The following is a 17,483-nucleotide window of genomic DNA, read 5'->3' on the forward strand; positions in this document are numbered from 1 at the left end:
CTGGCCAGGTATAATCTTACATTGCTAGACCCTGACTTAGTACTTTCCATAATCAAGTTCTTTTAATTTTGTTGAATCTGTTTATAAGTCCTTCCCAAGGATTCTAAATCTCGTTCGCCATGGTTTTGGCGTAAGAATAAGTTAAGCTCCTCATAACGTTGATGAATTAATGCATCACAGGCTAAAGGAAAGGGACCATAGGTGCGGGCAAAACGAGTTAAAATATTGGTACACAGTTGTTCTATTATATGTCGTGTCCTTAATGCTAATTGGTGGAGCTGCATGAAGTTTAATCCCTCCATTATTTCTTTTCCTGAACTTTCTAAAACACAACGAATCGTCCAAATATTGGATTCCATTGCAGCAATATGAGCTAGTGTATGAGCATCTTGTCGAGAATTGTTTAGACTATACTCAACAAGCCCCGCAGCACCTCCACCCCAACATGCAGCTGGACCTAAAGCTCCTTGCCAAAATCCATCGCGTGCAAGATACCATCCTTTATTTTTAATAAAGCTTTTATCCTCCACTGGAAAATTGGTAAACGTCAGGGTGGCGGTATTAGTGTCTCTAAACGCAGAAGTAATCCAGGAGTCATTGTTTATCTCAATATGTTCTTTGGATGAAGGCTGAGTTAAATCCACGTCAAGGAGCCATCCTTCAGAAGTAATTAATGCCCGGTCTACAATTCCTGCGCCACTACAAAACATTTTAGTTCCGTTAAGAACCCATAGAGTGTTTTTCTTATTGAGAGTTAACAGATTGTGAGGTATTTCGGATGCCCATACGGCATATAAGGCATTTTTTTTGATCGGATGATTGGCCTCATGTAAGATTGCTAGTGCATCCCAATGAGCTTCTGCAAGCTTTGCTAAAGATAATCCCATATGGCCTACATTAAATAAATGTAATAAACGCTCTATAGGATTGATTTTTTTAGGTAGGAGGTCGGTTTGTTGTACTAGTTTACGTACTTCACTCTCTAAATTGTCCATAGTTTCGTCCATTGAATGAGGTTAGTTTTTCCGCAAATCCATGAGGGGCACGTCCTTGTTTGCGACCACTTGTAATTACAAAACAATCAGCATGTGATTTTAAATTCAAGCTTAAGGTTTTCATTCTATTCCAGAGATCATGATCTTCCGCTGTAACCAGCGGTTTCCAGCCGCCCGTTCTTAGGTAAACATCGGCGCGTATACCCAGATTGGCACCATGAATATGAGGGTGGGAATCATCTTCATAAATTATGTATTGATTTTGAAATAATTCTGGAACTTGGGATTCATGTTCGGAATAGGAGTCTACTTTGACAATCCCTGCAAGGGCATGAGTTCCTTGATTTGCCCATAGGATGTGATTGGCGAGCCAATTTTTGGGGACTTCGCAATCAGCATCCGTATTGGCCAACCAACAGGCCTCTAATGAGCCTTGATAACGATTAAGAGCTTCTTCTGTAGCATATCGTCTGGCAAAGCCTACATTACCTTCGCTAATTTCTAAAACAATTCCCTGCGGGCCAATAATATTTTGGGCTATTTTAAACGTATTATCGCTCGAGGAATCAACGCAACAAATTATATCTGTGTGAATTGATTTAGGGAGTAATTGGGTCGCGTTAATAATGGAATAAAGGCATCGGGGTAGAAGTTTTTCTTCATTTTTAGCTGGAATGAGAATGCAAATATGTTTAATCATTATTTTTTTCCCAATAGTCTAAGCGAAAATCCTTGGTACGCACGCTTCGTTTTAATTGAAAAACGTTTAAGGAACAAATTATAGAATGCACTTCATCTGCACTGAGTATGTGATCTGATGACGTTCCTAACCAATGAGAAGCGAGAAGATGAAATGAGGAGGTTTTACTGATAAGAATTTTTTTAATAATATTCTCCCATTCCTCTGGGTAAAAATAATACCCAATCTCACTTAAAATAAATAAATCCGTATTGGGGTTAGCCACATAATTGCTTAGGGAATCACATTGGATTTTAACATTGGCTAATGCATGGCATCTTTTTTGGGCTATTGTGGCGGCAGTATGGGAGATATCAATCGCCTCAACAAATTGAGCTATCTGAGCTAGTTTTTCTGTTAAAATACCTATAGAACATCCCGCTTCAAAAATATAATGAGGGCGTTGATTACGAACAATGTCGCAAATTTTCTCATACCGATTTAATTCGTAAGCGTTTGAAGCAAATCGCCATGGGTCTGGATTATTTTGATACATCATTTCGAAAAATTCAGCGTTAATATTCATAAGGAAAATACACCTCGAAAGGGCGTTGAGCCGGGATTAATAGATGAGGAGGTAAAATCGCTCTACCAGACTCTTCCGCATACTGAGAGGCATAACAACTTAATGCATTTTGTTTTAAATAAAATGATTCATCGCTTAATAAATAGGTTTGGAGGGCAAATTTCTCTAAATCTTTAACCGATGAATAATGCCAAGTCCAAAAAAAATAAAAACTTAACTGTGCCTTTTTTTGCTGGGCAATCTTTAAAGCCACACGACCTACGGCTTCATGATCCGAATGATAGTCGCCTAGCCATGGAGACAGTATGTGATCTTTTTTATGAATTAATGGTAAAAGTAAATGCTCTAACTCTTCTTCAGCAAGTGTGACCGAGCTGTCCTTTAATTTCAGGCGTATAATGTTTTTTTTACTCACCCCTAAGAGTTGCAGGGCTTGTTCCTGTTCCTGCTGTCTTATGGTGCGTATATTGGGGTTTTGCGGACAAGAATTTTCCCCATCAGTAATAGCAATAATTGATACGTCGATATTTTTTTTGCGTAAATCCGCAATTAAGCCTCCTGCCCCTAATGTTTCATCATCAGGGTGAGGTGTTAAAAGAATTGTTCTTCGTTGGGGGCCATCCCACTGGGGTTTTTGTTCCAAAAACTCAAGCCATTCTTTCTCTACAGTGATCATATATAATTCCTTTTGAGTAGAAATACTACTTCCTATGAGAATTACGTTCTTTATTTTCTCACTAATCAAATGCACGTACTTGAAGATATTTCTTGGTAGAAAATGGTAATTTTTTTATTTAGTAACACAGGAAATAACTTACCTTTAATTAAAATTTTTAAATTATTTGTTCTCTGGTTTATTAATTTAACGCTACATCCTGTTTGAAATAATTCAATTTCATATAAATTTTGATGATAAACCAGCTTGAACGTTAACCGTTTGATCCAAGAAGGAAGTTGAGGATTTAAACTGAAATAATGAGGATAGAAATTAACTCCGCTGATATTCTTTGTTAATAAAGAAATGGTGCCTGCCATTACCCCGAGATGAATTCCTTCTTCGGTAGTACCTCCTTGAGTATCCTCAATGTCGCTGTTTAAAGCTTCTTGGTATAGTTTTTTGGCTAAAGACATGTTTTTATCTATAAGAATGGAGGCGAGGGTCATTTTACTTAAGGTGGAACCATGAGAGGTTCGTGATAAATAATAATCGATGGTACGACGGGTAGTCTCATCCGAATACTCGTATCCTAATTGATGAAACAGGCGTATTAGTTCTTTTTCCTCCAAAAGATAATAGAGCATCAGGGTATCGGGTTGCTTGGCGATTTGATATTCGTTAGAATTTTTATCTTCTGCTTTAAGAATTCTGTCTAATCGCTCACACAGCGCGTATTTTTTTTGATAGGTGGCCCAATCAAAGGGTTTGAGATGTTCATAGCCTTCGAATTGACTTAAAACATTCTCATGAAACGGAATAAACATATTTTTTATAATGTTTTTCCATCGGTTCGTCTCTGATTCTTTAATACCTAAAAGAGCAACCAAATAGTGATATTGGTTTTGAGTTAAGATATTTTTTAGTTCAAGAGCCTTTTCTAATACCCAGACAGCCATGATGTTGGTATAGGTGTTATTTTTTAATCCGATTTCATTAGGATCCATTCCTTGCTCATGATATTCATCTGGCCCCATCACCCCATGAATTTCGAATTTATTCCGTGAAGGGTTATAAATCGTCATACTATTAATAAACTTGGCTATTTCAAGAATGATTTCCGCGCCATATTCGTGTAAAAATTCTTCGTCATTTGTTATTACATAGTAATTCCAAATGTTATAGGCAATCGCCATATTTACATGCCTTTGGCGAGAGCTTTGATCTGGTCCCCATTTTCCTGATTTAGGATTTAAATGAACTTTCTGTGTTTCTTCCTCACCATTACTAGCGCTTTGCCAAGGAAACATCGCTCCTTGAAAACCATTTTCATGGGCTAATAGTCGTGCAGAATTTAAACGGTGATAACGGTACATCAGTAGGGAGCGAGCAATTTCTGGAAAATTGAAAAAAAAGAAGGGTAAAATAAAGAGTTCATCCCAAAATACATGGCCTCGATAGGCTTCACCATGCAATCCTCGAGCAGGTGCTCCACAATCGACATGAATGCTGTGCTTTGATAAAGATTGCAGGGTATGAAAAATATGAAAGCGAATCAATTGTTGTATTTGGGGCGCTCCTTCAATTTTCACATCCGCTCTATCCCATAATGAAGACCAGGCAAGCATATGCTGTTTTAGGAGCTGCTTATAATTGCTATTACAAGTAAGTAGCTTGATTGCATCGTATAAATTTTCCGAAATGCCACAATCTTTTGAGTGGAAAATACTTATTAATTTGTAAACAGTTATTTTTTGATATGGCTCTAAAATCAGTTCAAATTCTACATGAATATTATGTGTTTCTTCTTTTATTTGCGTGGAGCAATTCAGTAATTGGTGGTTCTTATATATTTTGGTTGTTATGGCTTCTGAAATTTCAAGATGCGATTGCAGCATCCTTGCTTGAAGGTAAAGATATTTTTCTTCGCTAATCCCCTTATTGGTTATTTCAAGGTGTTGAGAATTTAATTCCTGGTAGCGAGGAACACCATTATTTATTACTTCACCATAAAGAGAGGAGCGAATGGTTATTTTTCCAGACCAGTTTTCAGAGGTGATACTGTAGCGAATACCTCCTAAATGGGGATTATGTTGACTTAAAAAACGTAAACTATTGATGACAAATATACGTCCTTTCATGTCACGTATTCGGTATGAGCGCTTTAGAAGTCCTTTTTTGAGGTGGAGCATCTCCTTAAAAGATAACAGAGTAACATCCGCTATTTCGAACCAATCCTCTTCCTCCACCTTAAATGTTAGGGGTAGCCAATTAGGACAATTAACTAAATCTTCATTAATTAAATTTTGATTAGCGATTTGGCTTATATTTCGATTGTATCCCCCGGCTAAATAAGTTCCCGCATAATGAATGGGGTTTTTACTATCTTCAAATGTTCCTCGGGTAGCCACATAGCCATTCCCTAAAGTAAAAAGAGTTTCCTTCAAGCGAATGGAAGAATCATTAAAACTTCTATAGCTTATTATCCATGGATTCATATTAAATTTCCTTTAAGAAAGATAGTTGGGTTAGAAACCTTTGTACTTCTAAAGGTGAATTTAAAAAATAATTTGCTTTAGTATCTGAGGGATTTTGTTCTACTTTAATAGTGATCCCTTTCGTTTGAAAAACTTCAAATGCATCCTCATCAGACACATCATCACCAATATATATGGGGATTAAATGAGGATTATTTAATTTAAACTTTTCTAAAATAGCATTAGATGCAATGCCTTTATTCCATAATATATTGGGTCTGATTTCATATACTTTTTTGCCGTAATGCTTTTTTAATCGGGGGTAATTTGCTAAAGCCGCATCAATTTGCTTTTCGATTAATTTCACGTTTTCGTTATCTACTAAACGATAATGCACAGAGAGTGAGAAGGTCTTATTTTCAATAAGACAGCCAGAAATTTGTTTAAGTTTTTGGGATAGACAGTCGTAGAGTTCACCGATTTCTTCTTTAAACTCGGCGCCCATTTGATAATAAGATTGAGGCCCGATGAATTCAAGACCATGATTTCCTGAATAAAAAAGGGTAGAAATCTTAATATGCCCTTTTAAATCATTAAGCTCCCGGCCGCTTATTATCACGGTTAGATATTCTTGGGAAAGGCTATTGAGGCAATCGTGCATGGAGGGAGATAAAATCGCCTGTTCAGGTCTCTCTACAATGGGCGTAAGGGTGCCGTCATAATCTAAGAAAATGATAAATTGATAACAATGTTTCATCAGGCGGTGAATAGAAGGTAGAGCGGTTAATCCGTACATTGGCTGTTTGTGGCGGATTTCAATATTAAAAAGTTGTTGTGCTTTGGATAGGTCAGGAAGAATGTAATCCGGTTTTAACTCAAGAAATTGAGGATATAGTTTCTTGTTTCTATCGAGTGCGATAACTTTTCCAAACTGCCCATTTTTAGCAGCTTTTACTCCAGATAGTGCATCTTCAATAACTAAACATTCTTGAGGTGGCAATTTTAATCGCTTTGCCGCTTCAAGAAAAATATCAGGCTCTGGTTTTCCTGCAATATTTAATTGTTCCGAAATAATTCCATCTACATATACAGGAAAGAGGTGCTCAATGTTGGCACTTTGCAAAATAGGAACACAGTTTTTGCTGGAAGATATTAGAGCAATTTGATACTTATGGAGCAAAAGAAACTCAATAAATTGTAGGGTATCAGAAAAATAATCTACCGGTTGTTTTTTTAATAATTTTTGAAAATATTTATTTTTTTTATCAGACAATTGTCTGATCCATTTTGCTTGATGGTTATACGATGTAATTTTGCGAGAAGTTAAGAAATTAGAAAGACCTTCATTTCGAGGCATACCATCTAAGTAATAAAAATAATCTTCCTCGGTAAATAGTTTATTTTCGGTAGGATTTAGTTCGAGTAAAAACTCATCTAATGTGGTTTTCCAAGCTTCAAAATGAAGAGTAGCTGTCTGCGTAACCACTCCATCCATGTCAAATATTATCCCTTTAATATTATTCATTTGCACTCCTTGCAAAAAAATGTCCATTAAAAAGACAGGTTATCCATTGAGAATAGCTGTTTTAATTTATATTGCAAAAATTTAATTGGCCAATGTGTCTTTAATTAAGCCAATAAAGTGCTGGAAGTCTATAATTACAAACTAAAAGATAATTTTATAACTTATAAGGAAAAACTTTGGATGGAGGTGAATTTTATCTATGAACATTTGCGAATATTTAAAAATAGTTTCTTAGGGATCCTACCTATTTTGATCGATGTGCTTATCAATTAAGCACAAATCAATATTTCATACTATAGTTTATGAGGACGTTTACCGAGTAGTTAAGGATGTAAATATTACAAGGAGATTTTAATGAAAAAAACTATTCTAGGTGCGCTATTTACATTATTTATTTCTTCTGCTTTTGCCGAAAATATAATTAATACCCAAACCAATACATGGAAAAGTATTCCTATAACCGTAGATGAGGACAGTAAAACATACACCACACAAAAAGGATATTTAATGCCTGAGGGTAATTACTATTATACGTTTTCTGGCTACCGTTGTCTTATGAATAAGGTGGAAGGAGGTGGTGACGAGCCTTTAGTATTAAAGCCAGTCAATACGGGTGACAAGGAAATTTATTGCTATAAAGAGAATTAATGCAGCTTCTGAATGACAGGTTCTTAAGAGCTTGTCATTCAAGATTTAAGAACAATCCATTATTCAATTACCCTATGTTTTTATTAGATATTTTCCTGACGTATAGTTGAACTAATCTATTTTTTAAGCGAAAAAGGTTTCGAATCAGTGAAGTATTTGGTCTATACTTAGCCATTGTGGGCATAAAAAAGGAAGGATAACTCAATTAATTAATCAAGGAGCAAACCATGAACGAACACAAAGACATGCATATTACCACAGAAGTATTTAACACTCCTGAAGCAGCCGAAAAGGCATATCAAGAAGCCATTGATGCTGGATATTCACCTCAAGACATAACGGTTATGATGTCAGAAGATTCCAGAAAAAAATATTACAATTCGGTTTTAGTGAAAGAAGGCTCTAAGGCATCTGAAGGATTGGCTGTTGGTGGAACAACAGGCGCCGCTTTAGGTGGAATTGTAGGAGCATTAGCTGCTCTCGGGACAAGTCTTCTTATTCCGGGCTTAGGATTGGTCGTAGCTGGTCCCATTGCTGCTGGACTCGCTGGGGCTGGAGCAGGGGGGATTACTGGGGGGTTAGTCGGTTCTCTTATTGGTTGGGGAATCTCGGAAGATAAGGCCAAGGTGATTGAAACAGAAATCCAATCGGGTGGGATTGCTTTAGGGGTTAATGAAACGTTACCCGAGAGTAATTTGACCTCAAAATGGGAAAAATATCGCAATTATTAATTAATGGAATTGCCAGTTTCTGATTGTTAGAAACTGGCACATAAGCATCATGAATTATCGACGAGGTTAAAAACATAAATCTTACAAGGCAAGGAGGCTCATATCATGACCCATAAGCCAACCCCCCCATTTCCTCCACAACATATTACCCCCCCTGGAATTGAAGCTAAAATGGATCCTAAGCCACACTATCAGTCTGATTCTTATAAACCCGCTGGAAAATTAAAAAATAAGGTAGCATTGATAACAGGCGGTGATTCCGGGATAGGTCGTGCAGTTGCTTTACTCTATGCGCGTGAAGGGAGGAAATCTAACTTACGTTTTCGGCTATTACTAGGAAAGCTCTTTTAGCGAAATGTTAAATTCGGGATCAACTAACAAGCCAGTATTGCGTGGGATTGCTATCCATTTCATGTCCTTGGAAGATAGTTTTTCGGAGGTGATAATCACATGCTTTGTAATCGGATCTTCAAAGAAATACATGGTTTCAGGCTTAGCTTGAGCTGAGGTGCAATAACGAAAAGCAACAGTGTATTTTCCATTAGTAATGCAAATATTAAAATAGCACACTCCATTTTTATAATGCTCATTCACTAAGTTATTAATGATATGTAATGCCTCTAATAAGGTTGCTTGGATGTCATTTGCATTTCTAATTTTCATTTTTTTTGCCAATTGCAAAAATAAAGCAAAAATTAACTCCGAGTCGGTGGTTCCTTTTATCCAATTATAAATATCATCATCTAATAAATTTTGAATGTCGCGTCTTACCTTTTTAAAATAGGGAATCCATCCATTATGCATAAACAACCAATTTTTATAGATAAATGGATGGCAATTAAATTGAGAAATACCACCTGTACTTGCAGCTCTTATGTGTCCAAAGAAAAGAGATGCTCGTGTATTTTTTGCAAGATATTTTAAATTTTGATCGTTCCATGCAGGAAATAATGAGGTAAATAGGGCTGGCGTTTTATTATAGGAAGTATACCACCCCAAACCAAATCCATCTCCATTAGTTACCGTCCTTGATTCTCTGGAAATAAGGCTTTGCTTCACAAGAGAATTGCTCGGCTTAATTAAAAGCTCGGATAATAAGATGTCTTTTTCTCCAATATAGGCTACGAATCGGCACATACGCTTCTCGCTTCTATTTTGTGATACATCAAAAAACCTAGCATTCTTATATTATAGCCTAGATAGAAATGTTGGCTTTTTGATTTTTTGTTCATTTATTCTTCTACACTTTAATGAAGCTTAAAGAAAACGCAATTGATAAAAGAGTGGGGCATTACAAGCAAAGTAAATCAATACAGAATCCCACTCAGGCAATGTTTGCTTTTTCCTATTTACAAAAATGACGTAACTTGAGATAAGGATATAGTATGAAAGAATTACTCTTTAAAGAGTCCTCAAATTTCTCAATTGGCATGGAACTGGAGTTTCAAATTATTAATCCGGAATCATTGTCCTTAATTTCGCGTGCCAGTGAAGTTTTGGAAAACATTCAGGGAAGCCCGTATCAACAACAAATCAAGCCTGAACTTACTCAAAGTATGATTGAGATTAATTCTTCCATTCATTATAACGTCGCTGACTTACATCGAGAGTTTCAAAAATTATATGGTTTTTTATTGGCGCAAGCTTCAGCGTTAGACATTTCTTTCTGTGGAGGAGGGGTACATCCTTTTCACCAGTGGAATATGCAAGAGCTCTATGTTAAAAATAAAAAAATTGCTTCCTTTGGTAGAAAATATAAATTTCTAGCGCAACAAGCGACTGTATTTGGTCAACATGTTCATATAGGCTGTAATAATGCGGAGCATGCACTGTATTTAATACATGCACTTTCACGTTTTGTACCTCATTTTATTGCAATTGCAGCCTCATCACCTTTTTATCAAGGAGTTGATACTGGATTTGTTTCGGCACGATCAACTCTTTTTAAGGCTTTTCCCTTTAGTGGAGTCATTCCTTTTTTTAAAAGCTGGTCGGATTTTTCTAACTATTTTTATAAAATGCGTGATTTAGGGGTCGTAAACGAGTTGGGAGATTTTTTATGGGACATTAGACCTCAGCCCTCTTTTGGCACAGTAGAAGTTAGGGTTTGTGATACCCCTTTAACATTAAATACCGCAATTTTAATCGCTGCGTATGTGCAAACCTTAGCTTTCTATCTCTTAGAAGAAAAGCCTATAGAAATTTGTCCCACTTTATATTCTTTTTATGATTATAATTACTTTCAGGCCAGCAGATATGGATTTAATGGAGATATTATTGATGTTGCTAATGAAAAACATCATTTAATTGATCAAGACATACTGGATACCGTAAAAAGAATAAAAAAATATGCTTCTAAACTACAAACAGAGAAATTTCTTCTTTTGCTAGAGGAGACTATAAAAAATAAAAAAAATGATGCTGAAGAATTGAGAACTATTTATAATGAAAAGAGTTCTTTGCAGGAAGTTGTATGGAATCAATGCCAATTATGGGCAAAAAGCGTCCATTAATTCCTTAATCATATCTCAGTTTTTTCTAGTTCGTGCCAAATTTTATGGAGTTCCCTACCTGGTTTTTGTTTTGCTCCATTATTTAGTGATGCGGTCTAATGGATCTGTACATCCCAGTTAAGAGATAATGCTCCATACCATTTCCCAGTAGAGTTTATTAGTGTTGCGGTGTGGAGTTGTCATAGATTTAATAACAGTTACCGAGATGTTGCAGATAGCTTATTATCTCGTGGCATTGAAGTCAGTTATGGGAGGCGACAGGGCGTTTTCATGATTAAAAAATAAAACACCACAGATTGCATTCTTATTTAGGATATTTAAGCCCAAATCAATTTGAAAAACAGAATGATTTTTTAATGAGAGTTGCTTAACTGGGGTGTAACATTTTGGTTGACCACATCTGTCCTATAAAATTACTTCATGTTGTTTTAAATGGAATGTTCTGTTTAGACTGCGGCACTCAGGTTAAAAATCCCACCTAGGAGTAATCATTGAATAGTTTCCATAATCACTATATAGTTTCATTATGAAACTGATTGAGGTGATTTATGAATTTAGAGGAAATTGATGAGTTAAGATTTTATTCACGAGAGCTTATACGTGAATTTGGATTTTTAAATGAATCCACAAAAAATGAAAATTTAAATTTTGCTCAAATTCATTTATTGTTGGAATGTGATCGCCATGGGTCTATTGATCAGCAGTTTTTAGCGAAAAATTTAAGAATTAATAAGTCGTACGTAAGCCGGCTAGTTAAGTCTTTAGTCGCTCTTGGATATGTTGATTTTTATGAAGCGGAGCATGATAAAAGAAATAAACCCATCTATCTGACTAGCCTTGGATTGGAGAAGGTGTGCGAGATTAATACCAATGCCAGAAGTCAGGTTTTATCCGCATTGAACTATGTAGCACCAGAGGAGCAAATGAAAATAATTGAGGGATTACAGCTTTACAGTCGCGCCTTAAAAAAATCACGTGATTTTCAAGGAATAACCATACGTCGTGTTGAGCCGCAAGATAACGAGCAATTGTGTATTTTAATAAAATCAGTATTAAGTGAATTTGGCGCGAATAAACCTGGCTTTGCCTACATGGATGAAGAAACAAGCTCAATGTATGAGTTTTATCAAGAAAAAGGTAGGTCATACTACATTGTCCAAAAAGATAATAAGGTTATTGGTGGAGTAGGATTTGCTCCTTTACTTGGTGCAAGTCCTGACATTTGTGAATTAAGAAAAATGTATTTAGATAAAGAGGCTAGGGGATTGGGACTTGGTAATGAGCTATTAAATCTGGCTATTAATGAGGCGAAATCACTGTATAAAACGATGTACCTAGAAACCTTATCTCATATGACACAAGCCATATCATTGTATTGTAAGGTCGGATTTAATTACCTGTCACAACCTATGGGGGATACAGGCCATTACAGTTGTGACACATGGATGATGAAGAAGATTTCATAAAGAAAATGTGAGAGTATTTTAAATTAATGGAGTGTGACTCCATTGATTTAAAAGTATTTCTAAGGAGAGAAAAGATGAGTTCAAGGAGAACTAAGGGATTCAGATTATTCTATATAATTAGTTTGTTACTATTCAATACGAGTTACGCAGAGGGCTATCCTTTTCAAATTGGTGCTGGGATTTATGATATTACCGGTGCTGCTGCAGAAATTAATATGATGGGTTATGCGGCCCCGTTGCAATTCACTAAGGGGATTCATTCTCGTTTATGGTCGCGTGCTTTTATTATTGCTTCGCCTACTAATGATCAACGAGTAGTTTTCGTTAGTGCAGATCTTGGCATGGCCTTTCAGTCGGTTAAACAGGGTGTTGTTAAAAAACTAAAAGAGCATTTTGGTACGCTTTATAATGATAAAAACTTAATGATCAGTGCCACGCATACCCATGCGGGTTCTGGCGGTTATGCTTTTGAAACCTTATATAATTTTACTGCACGTGGTTTTTATAAAGATAATTATGATGTTGTGGTAAACGGCATTACCCAATCGATTATTCGCGCTCATAATAATTTGGAACCCGGTACGATTTATATTGAGGAATCAGAACTAACGAATACTACTAAAAACCGTTCAATTAAAGCCTATTTAAAAAATCCTGAAGAAGAGCGGGCTCTTTATGAACATAATACGGATAAATCGTTTACTTTGTTGAAGTTAGTTAATGATCAGGGCGAGCCAATTGGTATGATTAATTGGCATGCAGTCCATGGTGTATCAATGAGTAAGGGAAATACACTGATTAGTGGCGATAATAAAGGCTATGCTTCGTACCTCTTTGAACAAGAGATGCATAGCAATTATCTTGAAAACAAAACTTTTGTTGCGGCCTTTGCTCAGGCGAATGAAGGGGATGCTAGCCCTAATATTTTTGATACGGTTGCTGATGGTAATTGTGGTGAAATGACCTGTGTTGATATTCAACATACCTATGTTATTGGTAAACGCCAATATAAAAAGGCTAAAGAGCTATTTACTCATGCCAATGAACCTATTGGTGAGGGTTTGGACTATCGCCATCAATACTTAGATATGGAACATACGAATGTACGTAGCGAGTTTACGGGGAGTCAAGAAGAATCCACTTGCACTGCTGCTTTGGGTTATTCTTTTGGTGCCGGAACTTCGGATGGTGTAGGGTTGGATTTTTTATTCAGCCAAGGCCAATTGGAAGCTGATTCTTTTGTGAATTTTTTACGTAATATTATTGCTACTCCTACTCAAGAAATGGCTCAATGTCAGCATCCTAAGCCAATTTTATTGGCCGTTGGACTGAATCAACCCGCTTGGGTTCCTCACAATATGCCTATTCAGCTATTTAAAATTGGTCATTTGGTGATCGCGGGTGTTCCAGGTGAGTTTACCACCATGTCAGGCCGTAGGCTGAAAAAATTATTAAAAGATACTTTTCAAGAACAGGTTTCACATGTGGTTATTGCTGGACTTAGTAATTCTTACGCGGGTTATGTCACTACGCCAGAGGAATATAGTCAGCAAAATTATGAAGGTGGTTTTACTGTTTTTGGAAAATGGACTTTACCTGCTTATTTGCAGGGTTTTAAAGGCTTAGCCCTCGATATGATGAATCAACGGGAAACGGACACAGGCCCTATACCGGAAGATTTAAGTTCTAATACAGGAAGTTTGATTTTTCCTGTTTTGTTTGATGATAAATGGCCGCTGATTCCATTTGGTAGTGTGCATGAACAACCTCAAGAAGAATATCAACCAGGCGATATTGTCCATGTTTCTTTTTGGGCAGGGCATCCACGAAATAATTTAGAAACGATGAAAGGCTTCTTGGAGGTGCAACATTTACTTCCTAACGGTGAATGGGAAACTATTGCCCATGATTGGGATTTTAATACGGTTTATCGCTGGGAGCGCATTGGTATAGCCTATGCCTATGGACATGTCTATTGGAAAATCGCTAAGAATATTCCCGCAGGTACTTACCGTATTTACCATTCAGGGCATTATAAATTTGGTTGGGATCAACAGATTTATTCTTATGAAGGGGTATCTGATACGTTTAAAGTGAGTTAAGCCGCAAGAAAAGCCTGTAGGTTGGTGCTGAGCATCGTTTCGTTGCAGCCAACACCAGCCTACATCTCCCTAAAAACTCTTAACTACGTCATCCTATTAATATTCAAATGAAATCTCATTTTCTTTAATTGGTTCTATAATTATCCATAATGGAAAATCATTATGGATAATGGCTTATGGGTGGTCAATTATTTTTTAAAGATAAAGTATGGAGTCCTCTCTCGAAAAAGGTTGTAGAGAATACGGGGAGTGAGTTAGAGGCGGGTACCACACAAGCCGTATCTTCAGCCGCTTCCGGCACCTCTGGGGTTGAAGAGTCTAATGTATCTCAATCTGTACCTGAAGTTTCATCGCCACGTTATTCTGAGGCTAAAGAAGCTGACAACGTAGTAGCTACAAATTTCTCTCCTCTTCAATCTCTTGCTCGGCTAGATGACATGTCTCTAGATAGTGTTTTTGCAACGCCACCGCAACCCGCTGTAGTACTCCCTCCGATTCCTGATACTCCGCTTGCTGCGACATATGCACAGGAACCTCCTCAGATTGATGGATGGCATTTTTTAGGAGAAGGTACATTTAATAGGGTATATCTAAGTGACGAGGGTAACGAGGTCTTAAAAATACAAAAAATTATGAACCAAACAGATGCTCCAGAACGTTCTGTAAGATTGTGGAATGCGCTTAACCCAGATTTGCCTCCGGCAAGACTGTTAGATACTGCTCAGGGAATAGCATGGGTTTGTCCTTTTATAGCAGGTGAGCAAGCATCTGACAGGGATATGGTAGAGGCTCTAGTCGATATTTATAACAAGACTGGAAGAATAGTTGCTGACGCAACAGCACCAACAAATTTCATCAGAACTCCTGACGGTCAAGTGGTATGCATTGATGTGGGAATGGCGATGCAATTAGAACAACGACAGGAGAAACAATTTTCACAACGTGTGCGCCGCCATAGCGTGACAAGTCTTGATAGTTGGCGTTCTTTAAAAACTGACTATGATCCCTTTTTTAAAATGCGGTCGGAAATTTATCCTGAAACAGTAAAAATGGTTAAAGCTTTAGTGCTCATTAAGGACAATCGTCCGGATATGGTTGATGTTGATTTTTTAAAAACTAGCCCCGACCTGGTAGAGAAATTGGCACAAGCTTATGATCGCCAACATTCCCTGGATGATGCCTTAGGTCACTTGGATGATGTGTTTGGATTTGATGTTTTCATCGAGTTACCTCAACCAACGAGTACTTTGACCATTACCCCATCAGCAGATGTACCGCCAACTACACCTCACTCTGTTTCTGCAGTGGTAGAGCAGGATACTTCTCAATCATGTAAGCAGTTCAAAACCAGGTTTATTAGTGCCATAGAACATGACTCAATGCCTGATTCTACTGATGAAATGGATATTAGAATGAAACTAGGCTAGGTTATTTCTTGGTTTAATCATGTCAAAATTTAATATTTCCTTAACACTCTGTATATATAATACCCCATCTAGTCAAATAGGGTGGGTGCCAAATGAAATTCCAATCTTCAGAACTTGAAAGCCGTTATAATAAATATTGGGACGATAATGTGGTGAATTTAGATGGGATTATTCGTTCTGTTTCTTTAGGATTTAACTTTTTGAATGGTACTAAGAATGTGGGTGAACTAATTAGCGAATATCGTCACCGCATTCTGAATGTGTTTTCCAATTTGGAGCGTCGGATGGATGCATTTGAAGACAAAGAGTATATACAGGATTATCTGAAAAATACTCTAAGTCAGGGCGTGGAAGATTTATCGTTTTATCAAAAGATATTTCCTGAGTACGCTGCATTTTGTGAGCAATATATAAGTGAATTAAATTCCAAAATGCCAAACGTCAACAATGAGCGTAGCTTCAGCCTAACTGCAAGTGGAATGGCTTGATATTGCTCTAAGTAAATATAGGTCTGATGTCGCCGTAGACGTACCAAGGTTTTCATTTTTGAGTAGAATGAGTTTATTGCTTTGGGGTCGGGGGATATGTTTTCTCCTGGCTAGAAGTTGCTTTCGTTGTTTTATGAGATAAAAATAAGTGTGAGAATGTTTTACTAAGAAAAGATTTTTCTTTATGAACTTTATCTTCTTGGTGATCCTTAGTAGTAGCCTGGTTACTTAGGAAACTAGCAGTCTTCATGACCTTATCTAAATGTAGCCTGGATGCAGAGAAGAGTAATCCAGGAGGTCATGAGCGCCGCGAATTCTCAGGAAAGTGAGTTTTTATGTCTATTTCAATCCAAAACTCAACGTGCGCATTGAAATGGAGCTGTTTTGTATTCCTTCATATATAAATGAAATCTCATCCTCATCATCGGCCGCCCCTAGTGTATAAAGCAAAGGATAATAATGATCTGGGGTCGGCACACTTAATTTCCCAGCTTCGGTATTGGCATATTGTGTTGTTAAGGCGTGAATGTTTCGGGCAATGAGCATTTCTTTTATCCAGGCATCAAATTGAATTGCCCATGGATAGGGTTTTGGAGCCTTCCCCCACGCGATTAGCGGTAAGTTATGTACGACATTACCGCTACCTACAATAAGTATTCCTTGGTCACGAAGCGATTGTAATTGCTGACCAATGCGATAATGATACTCCCCAGACTGCTCCAAGTAGATACTCAATTGCACGACAGGAATATTTGCTTTGGGATATAAATGACGCAACACGGACCATGTTCCATGATCTAATCCCCATGTTTCATTATCTGGGTGCACAGTAGGTGTTTTTATTGTGGATTTCACTAAATCAGCAATTTCAGGAGAGCCTGGTGCTGGATATTCAACATCGAAAAGTGCTTTTGGAAATCCATAAAAATCATGAATTGTTTTTGGCTGGGGCATATGAGTTACCCAAGTGCCCTCAGTTAACCAATGGGCTGAAATACAAAGAATCGCTTTTGGTGTTGGGATTTTTTTCCCTAATGCGTGTAGGCATTCGGTAAATTCATTTATTTCAATGGCATTCATCGGAGAGCCATGACCAATAAATAACACAGGCATGCGCTTAGCACGCTGAGGCTTATGGTGCGTCATTGCCAATCTCCTTGTTAACGAGTTATTGAAATTTAGCATTTCAAA

General features: G+C 37.2%; 15 protein-coding genes and 1 pseudogene. 8 read left to right on the top strand and 8 right to left on the bottom strand.

Annotated features, from left to right (window positions below; translation table 11 throughout):
• Positions 1 to 62: 62 nt before the first annotated feature.
• From J2N86_RS14265 to otsB, 6 genes are all read right to left on the bottom strand, one after another.
• Entirely contained in the window at positions 63 to 995 is a 933-nt protein-coding gene (locus J2N86_RS14265; RefSeq protein WP_252582651.1) for an acyl-CoA dehydrogenase family protein, read from the bottom strand.
• A complete protein-coding gene (locus tag J2N86_RS14270; protein WP_252582653.1) occupies positions 976 to 1,695 on the bottom strand; it encodes a glycosyltransferase in 720 nt (239 codons plus the stop codon). The genes J2N86_RS14265 and J2N86_RS14270 overlap by 20 nt, the downstream gene beginning before the upstream one ends.
• Complete coding sequence (locus J2N86_RS14275) at positions 1,688 to 2,260, bottom strand: SAM-dependent methyltransferase (RefSeq protein ID WP_252582654.1); 573 nt, start codon at positions 2,258 to 2,260, stop codon at positions 1,688 to 1,690. Before J2N86_RS14275 ends, J2N86_RS14270 begins: the two co-directional genes overlap by 8 nt.
• The gene (locus tag J2N86_RS14280; protein ID WP_252582655.1) at positions 2,250 to 2,936 is read right to left on the bottom strand and encodes a PIG-L deacetylase family protein; all 687 of its coding nucleotides are present in this window, start codon (positions 2,934 to 2,936) and stop codon (positions 2,250 to 2,252) included. Before J2N86_RS14280 ends, J2N86_RS14275 begins: the two co-directional genes overlap by 11 nt.
• Before the next feature lie 65 nt (positions 2,937 to 3,001).
• The gene (locus tag J2N86_RS14285; RefSeq protein WP_252582656.1) at positions 3,002 to 5,413 is read right to left on the bottom strand and encodes a glycoside hydrolase family 65 protein; all 2,412 of its coding nucleotides are present in this window, start codon (positions 5,411 to 5,413) and stop codon (positions 3,002 to 3,004) included.
• 1 nt (position 5,414) lies between these two features.
• Positions 5,415 to 6,917 (bottom strand): trehalose-phosphatase, encoded by a 1,503-nt coding sequence (otsB, locus tag J2N86_RS14290; protein ID WP_252582657.1) that lies wholly within the window; start codon positions 6,915 to 6,917, stop codon positions 5,415 to 5,417.
• 354 nt (positions 6,918 to 7,271) lie between these two features.
• Between otsB and J2N86_RS14295 the strand changes: the two genes are divergently transcribed.
• From J2N86_RS14295 to J2N86_RS14305, 3 genes and pseudogenes are all read left to right on the top strand, one after another.
• Positions 7,272 to 7,565 (top strand): hypothetical protein, encoded by a 294-nt coding sequence (locus tag J2N86_RS14295; protein WP_252582658.1) that lies wholly within the window; start codon positions 7,272 to 7,274, stop codon positions 7,563 to 7,565.
• 227 nt (positions 7,566 to 7,792) lie between these two features.
• Complete coding sequence (locus J2N86_RS14300; RefSeq protein WP_252582659.1) at positions 7,793 to 8,296, top strand: hypothetical protein; 504 nt, start codon at positions 7,793 to 7,795, stop codon at positions 8,294 to 8,296.
• Positions 8,297 to 8,401: 105 nt separating this feature from the next.
• Positions 8,402 to 8,599 (top strand): annotated as a pseudogene (locus J2N86_RS14305) (short-chain dehydrogenase); the annotation flags it as partial.
• A 30-nt stretch (positions 8,600 to 8,629) separates the two neighbouring features.
• Here J2N86_RS14305 and J2N86_RS14310 read toward each other — a convergent pair.
• The gene (locus tag J2N86_RS14310; RefSeq protein ID WP_252582660.1) at positions 8,630 to 9,433 is read right to left on the bottom strand and encodes a class II glutamine amidotransferase; all 804 of its coding nucleotides are present in this window, start codon (positions 9,431 to 9,433) and stop codon (positions 8,630 to 8,632) included.
• A gap of 248 nt (positions 9,434 to 9,681) precedes the next feature.
• Here J2N86_RS14310 and J2N86_RS14315 point away from each other — a divergent pair, with 248 nt between their 5' ends.
• The 5 genes from J2N86_RS14315 (at position 9,682) to J2N86_RS14335 (ending at position 16,292) form a co-directional block, all read left to right on the top strand.
• The gene (locus tag J2N86_RS14315) at positions 9,682 to 10,809 is read left to right on the top strand and encodes a YbdK family carboxylate-amine ligase (protein WP_252582661.1); all 1,128 of its coding nucleotides are present in this window, start codon (positions 9,682 to 9,684) and stop codon (positions 10,807 to 10,809) included.
• A 548-nt stretch (positions 10,810 to 11,357) separates the two neighbouring features.
• Positions 11,358 to 12,275 (top strand): bifunctional helix-turn-helix transcriptional regulator/GNAT family N-acetyltransferase, encoded by a 918-nt coding sequence (locus J2N86_RS14320; protein WP_252582662.1) that lies wholly within the window; start codon positions 11,358 to 11,360, stop codon positions 12,273 to 12,275.
• 74 nt (positions 12,276 to 12,349) lie between these two features.
• Positions 12,350 to 14,377, top strand: coding sequence for a neutral/alkaline ceramidase (locus J2N86_RS14325; RefSeq protein WP_252582663.1), 2,028 nt, complete (start codon positions 12,350 to 12,352; stop codon positions 14,375 to 14,377).
• A gap of 176 nt (positions 14,378 to 14,553) precedes the next feature.
• The gene (locus J2N86_RS14330) at positions 14,554 to 15,804 is read left to right on the top strand and encodes a hypothetical protein (RefSeq protein ID WP_252582664.1); all 1,251 of its coding nucleotides are present in this window, start codon (positions 14,554 to 14,556) and stop codon (positions 15,802 to 15,804) included.
• Between the two features lie 92 nt (positions 15,805 to 15,896).
• Positions 15,897 to 16,292, top strand: a complete 396-nt coding sequence (locus J2N86_RS14335) for a hypothetical protein (RefSeq protein WP_252582665.1) — start codon at positions 15,897 to 15,899, stop codon at positions 16,290 to 16,292.
• 339 nt (positions 16,293 to 16,631) lie between these two features.
• Here J2N86_RS14335 and ygiD read toward each other — a convergent pair whose 3' ends face one another.
• Positions 16,632 to 17,438, bottom strand: a complete 807-nt coding sequence (gene ygiD / locus J2N86_RS14340) for a 4,5-DOPA-extradiol-dioxygenase (RefSeq protein WP_252582667.1) — start codon at positions 17,436 to 17,438, stop codon at positions 16,632 to 16,634.
• Positions 17,439 to 17,483: the final 45 nt, after the last annotated feature.

Origin of the sequence: Legionella lytica, assembly GCF_023921225.1 — a bacterium.
GTDB lineage: Bacteria > Pseudomonadota > Gammaproteobacteria > Legionellales > Legionellaceae > Legionella > Legionella lytica.

What these genes read in the sequence shown, in the direction of transcription:
- J2N86_RS14265 (WP_252582651.1), bottom strand. Translation starts at nt 995, where the DNA reads ATGGACAATTTAGAGAGTGAAGTACGTAAACTAGTACAACAAACCGAC.
- J2N86_RS14270 (WP_252582653.1), bottom strand. Translation starts at nt 1,695, where the DNA reads ATGATTAAACATATTTGCATTCTCATTCCAGCTAAAAATGAAGAAAAA.
- J2N86_RS14275 (WP_252582654.1), bottom strand. Translation starts at nt 2,260, where the DNA reads ATGAATATTAACGCTGAATTTTTCGAAATGATGTATCAAAATAATCCA.
- J2N86_RS14280 (WP_252582655.1), bottom strand. Translation starts at nt 2,936, where the DNA reads ATGATCACTGTAGAGAAAGAATGGCTTGAGTTTTTGGAACAAAAACCC.
- J2N86_RS14285 (WP_252582656.1), bottom strand. Translation starts at nt 5,413, where the DNA reads ATGAATCCATGGATAATAAGCTATAGAAGTTTTAATGATTCTTCCATT.
- otsB (WP_252582657.1), bottom strand. Translation starts at nt 6,917, where the DNA reads ATGAATAATATTAAAGGGATAATATTTGACATGGATGGAGTGGTTACG.
- J2N86_RS14295 (WP_252582658.1), top strand. Translation starts at nt 7,272, where the DNA reads ATGAAAAAAACTATTCTAGGTGCGCTATTTACATTATTTATTTCTTCT.
- J2N86_RS14300 (WP_252582659.1), top strand. Translation starts at nt 7,793, where the DNA reads ATGAACGAACACAAAGACATGCATATTACCACAGAAGTATTTAACACT.
- J2N86_RS14310 (WP_252582660.1), bottom strand. Translation starts at nt 9,433, where the DNA reads ATGTGCCGATTCGTAGCCTATATTGGAGAAAAAGACATCTTATTATCC.
- J2N86_RS14315 (WP_252582661.1), top strand. Translation starts at nt 9,682, where the DNA reads ATGAAAGAATTACTCTTTAAAGAGTCCTCAAATTTCTCAATTGGCATG.
- J2N86_RS14320 (WP_252582662.1), top strand. Translation starts at nt 11,358, where the DNA reads ATGAATTTAGAGGAAATTGATGAGTTAAGATTTTATTCACGAGAGCTT.
- J2N86_RS14325 (WP_252582663.1), top strand. Translation starts at nt 12,350, where the DNA reads ATGAGTTCAAGGAGAACTAAGGGATTCAGATTATTCTATATAATTAGT.
- J2N86_RS14330 (WP_252582664.1), top strand. Translation starts at nt 14,554, where the DNA reads ATGGGTGGTCAATTATTTTTTAAAGATAAAGTATGGAGTCCTCTCTCG.
- J2N86_RS14335 (WP_252582665.1), top strand. Translation starts at nt 15,897, where the DNA reads ATGAAATTCCAATCTTCAGAACTTGAAAGCCGTTATAATAAATATTGG.
- ygiD (WP_252582667.1), bottom strand. Translation starts at nt 17,438, where the DNA reads ATGACGCACCATAAGCCTCAGCGTGCTAAGCGCATGCCTGTGTTATTT.